This window comes from Christiangramia lutea (assembly GCF_022489035.1).
Lineage (GTDB): Bacteria > Bacteroidota > Bacteroidia > Flavobacteriales > Flavobacteriaceae > Christiangramia > Christiangramia lutea.
Genome location: NZ_JAKVTV010000013.1, coordinates 1 through 5,732, shown reverse-complemented (window position 1 = coordinate 5,732; position 5,732 = coordinate 1). Strand labels below are relative to the sequence as shown.

General features: G+C 30.6%; 8 protein-coding genes. All 8 read right to left on the bottom strand.

Translation table 11 applies throughout. From position 1 onward, the window contains the following. Nucleotides 1–253: 253 nt before the first annotated feature. Entirely contained in the window at nucleotides 254–733 is a 480-nt protein-coding gene (locus ML462_RS15830) for a TRAPPC13 family protein (RefSeq protein WP_240714811.1), read from the bottom strand. A gap of 238 nt (nucleotides 734–971) precedes the next feature. Next, nucleotides 972–1,646: a hypothetical protein gene (locus tag ML462_RS15825; protein ID WP_240714810.1), complete on the bottom strand. Its 675-nt coding sequence runs from the start codon at nucleotides 1,644–1,646 to the stop codon at nucleotides 972–974. A gap of 184 nt (nucleotides 1,647–1,830) precedes the next feature. After that, the gene (locus ML462_RS15820; protein WP_240714809.1) at nucleotides 1,831–2,352 is read right to left on the bottom strand and encodes a hypothetical protein; all 522 of its coding nucleotides are present in this window, start codon (nucleotides 2,350–2,352) and stop codon (nucleotides 1,831–1,833) included. A gap of 164 nt (nucleotides 2,353–2,516) precedes the next feature. Continuing rightward, on the bottom strand, nucleotides 2,517–2,903 hold the full coding sequence (locus ML462_RS15815; protein ID WP_240714808.1) for a DUF2255 family protein: 387 nt from the start codon (nucleotides 2,901–2,903) through the stop codon (nucleotides 2,517–2,519). Nucleotides 2,904–3,086: 183 nt separating this feature from the next. After that, nucleotides 3,087–3,500, bottom strand: a complete 414-nt coding sequence (locus ML462_RS15810) for a hypothetical protein (protein WP_240714807.1) — start codon at nucleotides 3,498–3,500, stop codon at nucleotides 3,087–3,089. A gap of 181 nt (nucleotides 3,501–3,681) precedes the next feature. Beyond that, nucleotides 3,682–4,143, bottom strand: coding sequence for a hypothetical protein (locus ML462_RS15805; RefSeq protein WP_240714806.1), 462 nt, complete (start codon nucleotides 4,141–4,143; stop codon nucleotides 3,682–3,684). Nucleotides 4,144–4,316: 173 nt separating this feature from the next. Further along, on the bottom strand, nucleotides 4,317–4,853 hold the full coding sequence (locus ML462_RS15800) for a hypothetical protein (RefSeq protein ID WP_240714805.1): 537 nt from the start codon (nucleotides 4,851–4,853) through the stop codon (nucleotides 4,317–4,319). Between the two features lie 155 nt (nucleotides 4,854–5,008). Continuing rightward, nucleotides 5,009–5,578 (bottom strand): hypothetical protein, encoded by a 570-nt coding sequence (locus ML462_RS15795; RefSeq protein WP_240714804.1) that lies wholly within the window; start codon nucleotides 5,576–5,578, stop codon nucleotides 5,009–5,011. Nucleotides 5,579–5,732 lie beyond the last annotated feature (154 nt).

Sequence of the window (5,732 nt, the reverse complement as noted above, 5' to 3'; positions counted from 1 at the left end):
ATTTGTAAGTTGACTTCATACTGATTAGGTTTAATAATTATTTATTTTTTCAAAATTTTTTTGTTCTAAAGTTAATTCAGAATTAAGTAAAATTTTTCTTTTATAAAATTGTTTACAACGGTCTCGGCTATCGCCAGTTGCGGGAGACGGGACGCGGAGTTGTCGGCTTATTTGTTTTATTACCTGGTTTCTAAAATTACACTTTTTCGATGATACCCATTATTGGCGATGAGCCGTTGTTGGCAACTGGTATCTATTCTAATTCTCGTTTTTTATACGATTGAATTGCATTTAAATAGTCAATTGCTCCTTGTTCACTTAAATCATGAATAAAACCGTGTAATTCTGGCTTATTAATTTCTATCCATTGAACTAAAGAGTCTCTTTGTTTTTGCCAATTTTCCCAATTCGCATCAAGGCAATCTAAATTTTCAATTTTACTTATTTTCCCACGTTTGAAATAAAACTTGCGCTTACAAGTTAGTGGGTTATTTTCTAAAAATTTAAATCTTGAAGATCTAACTGAAACAGTTGCACCAACATGATTACCTTGTTCTTTTAAATCTACAATTTTGTAAACTGGTTTAAATACAGAATCCCATTTGAAATGTTTATAATAACTTTCAGAGGAAAACTTCATTTTGTAATTACCTTCTGTGATTATTAAACTGTCGGCTATAACATTTTTGATTGTATTATAATCTGATTTTTTAAAACCTTGATAGTACTTCATTACCTGTTCAGATTTTGGTACTTTCTGTACTGCACAACTTGTGAATAAAATTGAAATTAGCAAGAATAATATTTTCTTCACAATTGAGAGCTTTCTGATACTTGTTGCCAACGGTCTCGGTTATCGCCAGTTGGCGGAGTAAGGGACGCGGATTTATCGGCTTAGTATTGGTTTGTTGGTCAAGTTAATTATTTTCTTTCTAACGGTGCCGCTTATTGGCGATGAACCGTTGTTAGCTTTAGTTGTTTTTCAAAGTTTTTATTGCTACCTCCAATAATTTATCATCTCCAATTTGATCTTTTACTTTTTGTGTAAGTATTTTGCTCTTTTCACTTAGATTAATAATTGCATAATCAATTAATACCATAAAGTTTGATAATTGAGTTTGGTCAAAATTGAACATAGCTACTGAAAGATTTGCAAAGGTTGAGTGTAAATTTTCACCTTCCAGCTCAAATTGAATATAAATTCTTTTTGTTTCAAAAATGCTATTATCGGCATGAGCAATAAACTTGTTTCGTAAATCCATTATGTATTCATGAAATTTTACTAAATCCTTAGCGCTGACTCTCTCGTTATTTGGAAAGTTTTTTTTGAATTGTTTCTTATTTATTGAAATTCTTCCACCTTGTTTGGTCGAATTAAAGCATCTAGCGTATGTAATAACTGAATTTGTAAAATATACTCTTTTTAAAGTAGTGCTATTTTCAATTTCAGTATTTTCTTCAAGAACTCTCATTTTTTTTAATTCTATGAGACATTCTCTAGCGAATTTTAAATCTTCAATAATGGAATTGTAATCGTTCAAATGTTTAACGTGCGGAATGCTTTCGTCAATCAGCCAACTATTTTTTGGTAAAGCTTCTTTTAAAATATCTTCTGGATTATCTGAATTAAGATTATGTTTATCCAATCTAGTGTTTTTTGTTGATTAACGGATTTTTCTGAACAATTAAAGCTAACGGTCTCGGTTATCGCCAGTTGGCGGAGTAAGGGACGCGGATTTGTCGGCTTATTATTGGTTTGTTGGTCAAGTTAATTATTTTCTTTCTAATGATACCGCTTATTGGCGATGAACCGTTGTTACCTGCTGGCTCTTACCTTTTTAATACTTGTTTAAAATATTCGTTTAATAATCCATTTCCTCGATATTCTGTATTGATTGATTCTTGAGCTTTTTTACCAATTTCTACATATTCCTTATCATTTACATTATCTGTTTGAGAACCTAGAAATACCATTTTATAAATTAGATTATCGGGATTTGATTCGGTTGCTATTTTCAACATTTTTTTACTTTTCTTTTCTATTTCTTTATAATCTCCAAATTCGTAAGGGAAAATCGAAATAGTATATCCCACTATGAAATTGAATTCTGATAAGCTTGAAAATTTTTTTACTCCGATTTGTAATTGCTTTTTTAATTCTTTATTTAAATCAATCTTTTTATTGAATTGTTGATTTACATCTTCTAACATACTCCAAAGAAAAAAATAGTAGAATTTCCATATTTGAAAATCATCTGGTTTTTTTAAGGTCAGTTTTTGGTATCCATTATAGGCTTCATTATATTTTCCTTCAGCCTCTAAATCAAATATTTCAGTCAGTTTTTCTTTCATCACGAATTTTTCTGGAGCTTGCAGGTAACGGTCTCGGTTATCGCCAGTTGGCGGAGTAGGGGACGCGGATTTGTCGGCTTATTATTGGTTTGTTGGTCAAGTTAATTATTTTCTTTCTAACGCTGCCGCTTATTGGCGATGAACCGTTGTTGTGTGTAGTAATTTTAAGCAGAATTTTCTGGTGAAAATTCCATTGTATGATCAAAATATTCAGCCTGAGCTATTCCTTTTGCATATTTTAAATTTTCAGGTTGATAATATTTTTTAATATATGCCTCACTTATTTTTTCATTAATTGGGTTACTAGGATCAATTTTTTGCCCATTCACTCTAATCACCTTGTTTCCAAATTTTATTTCTCCAATTCCTGTTTTTTGAAATTCAGTAAACCAGCTTCTTTCACTTTTATTCCAACTTCTGGCAAAAATTCTTTGATCTACTTCTACCATCCATATTTTTAAAAATGTCGATCTTGTTATTCCGCCCTTTATTTCGACTAATGTATTGTTTGCTAAATATTTATGGAAAGTCTTTGGAAACATATCTTTCATAAAATTATTACTCACAACGGTCTCGGTTATCGCCAGTTGGCGGAGTGCGGGACGCGGAGTTGTCGGCTTAGTATTGGTTTGTTGGTCAAGTTAATTATTTTCTTACTAACGCTGCCGCTTATTGGCGATGAACCGTTGTTGTTGCCAGTTTTATTGTTCGATCTTGTAGTATTAATTAAAAATTTAAAAGGGTTTTTCAGGCCAACCTTTTTCTGGAGCATTCATAGTTGAATCTTCTAATGGTTTATCCCACAGTAGTTTATTTTGTTTAGGGTTTTCTAAAACAAAATATACTAGAAATTTCTTACCAATAATTTTTTTACGTAATAATGATATATCTTTAGGATATTTATTTTCCATTTCCTTATTGAACCACTCTCCACCTTCAAATTTTTTGTTATTAAAAGTGAAATGGTATTTGAATAAAGGAGGTTGTTTTGGTCCTAATTCAACCATATAAATTTCTCCCACACTATAAGATTTTTTAATAGAATCATTTTCAAAATAATAACTCCTCTTTATAGTTCCATAAACTGCCCAGACCACGAAAAACCCTATAACTATTATGGGAATTAAATATCCTTTTAATTTTTTCATATGATATTTTTGAAATCTTTATAAGTGATATTGTTAGCTAAAATATAATTAAAATTTTGTTAGATTATTTTCTGATAAAATTGGCTACAACGGTCCCGGTTACCGCAAGTTGCGGGAATAAGGATGCGGATTTGTCGGATTAGTTGTTTTAGTAATTGGTCTCTAAAATAACAATTTTCATCTAGCTACCCGTTATTTGCGGTGAACCGTTGTTAGGTGCTGGCGGCTTCGTCAGATTTTTTATTGTATTTAAAGTTGTCATTATTACAATTGCAGCTTTTCCCGTTTCAATTTGAAAAGTTCCATTCTTGTTTTTATAGTCAATAGTTCTGAACTTTTTTAATTCAGGATTTTCAATTTCACCTTTAAAATTCCCAAAATCATAACGTACAATGTCTTGGAATTTTACAGTTCTTTTTATCGAATTATTTATTTCTATAATTCTTCTTGTTGTAATTATCGTTTTTGAATTTTTGTCAGCAATCTCAATTATTGGAATTTCTTTTTTGAACAAATCAAAGTCAGTTTTAATTTTTTCCGGATCTTCATTATTGAGTTTAGTGAATTTCCAATCCGTTTCTTTTGGTTGTAAACGATTTATAGCTGCTTTAGTATTATTATATATTGATTTGTCTGATTTCATTCTTTGTTACGATCGTTATCCGCTTGCACCTAACGGTCTCGGTTATCGCCAGTTGGCGGAGTAAGGAACGCAGATTTGTCGGCTTAGTGTTGGTTTGTTGATCAAGTTAATTATTTTCTTACTAACGGTGCCGCTTATTGGCGATGAACCGATGTTGGGCACAGTGTTTAATACTATTTAAACTCACTTAGCATTTCATCAATTTTTTGTAGAAAACTCAATTTGTACTTTTCCTTTTTTGCCAATTTTGATGTTTCTTCATTTAGCTCACTAAGCACTACTTTTCTTTTTGATTTTTCATTTTGAATATAACCGGTTAAGTTTTCTATTAAGCTTGAATAATTATCAATTTTATCTTGCTCTTTTTTTAATTGCTCTTTTTGAAGTAGTATTATTTTTGTTAGTTCTTCATTATTATATAGTCTCAGCTCAGTTTTATAATTAGAACAATTAATTCTATAAATTTTGTCATCATAGAATGTAGATATTCTGATCTTAATTAGTTCATTTTCTTTCTTTATTTCAAAATCTACATCTTCTTTATAACCAATTAATCTATCAAGTTCCTCCTTTGAAATAATTTTTGAATCGAAGTTGTAGAACGTCCAAACTTTAATAGATTCTTTATGAGTTGGATCAAATGTCCAATAAAGATCCTCATTTAAAATGAGGTTTTGATTTAAAATTTCATATGAAATAATTCTACCCATTCTTGTTACATTGTGCCCAACGGTCTCGGTTATCGCCAGTTGGCGGAGTGAGGGACGCGGATTTGTCGGCTTAGTATAGGTTTGTTGGTCAAGTTAATTATTTTCTTTCTAACTGTACCGGTTATTGGCGATGAACCGTTGTTAGCTGTAGTATTTTAGTCAATCACTGGGTTCTTAGATTCTTTTTTGTAAAAAGTTTCTAAATCTGAAATTAGGTCAAAAATTTTTGGATGAGATTTCTTTGTAGGAGTTTGTGCATATATTTCTTCATAGTTTTTATGTTCTTTCTCTAATGATAGTTTTATCATATATCCATCAAGAATTAATCTCTGGTCAGGGTTTTTTTCTAAATCTTCTTTTAAATTATTCCAGTTTTCGACAAAGTCGTCAATTCTGTTTTCTAAATCCTTTGATTTAATTAATAAAGTATCAGATTTATATTCTTTATAGCTTTCAATTATTCTAGAAAACTCCTTCTTAGCCTCAGGAGTTTCTATTTTAATTAATCGAAATAATTTTAAACTATCTGCCTTGCTAAATTTTTGAATTGAAGTTTCTTTATTTACCACTAAGAAAGTTTTCTTATCGGTTTTTCGATAATCAATTTTATACTTTTTATCGATTTTGCTATTATACAGCGTTAATTCATATGAATCATTTTTTTGGCCATAACCACATATGAAAGTAAGTATCATGAAATAAAACAAAAGTCGGTTCTTCTTCATTTTTCAAATTATTGTGAATATTACAGCTAACGGTCTCGGTTATCGCCAGTTGGCGGAGTAAGGGACGCGGATTTGTCGGCTTAGTATTGGTTTGTTGGTCAATTTAATTATTTTCTTACTAACGGTGCCGCTTATTGGCGATGAACCGTTGTTA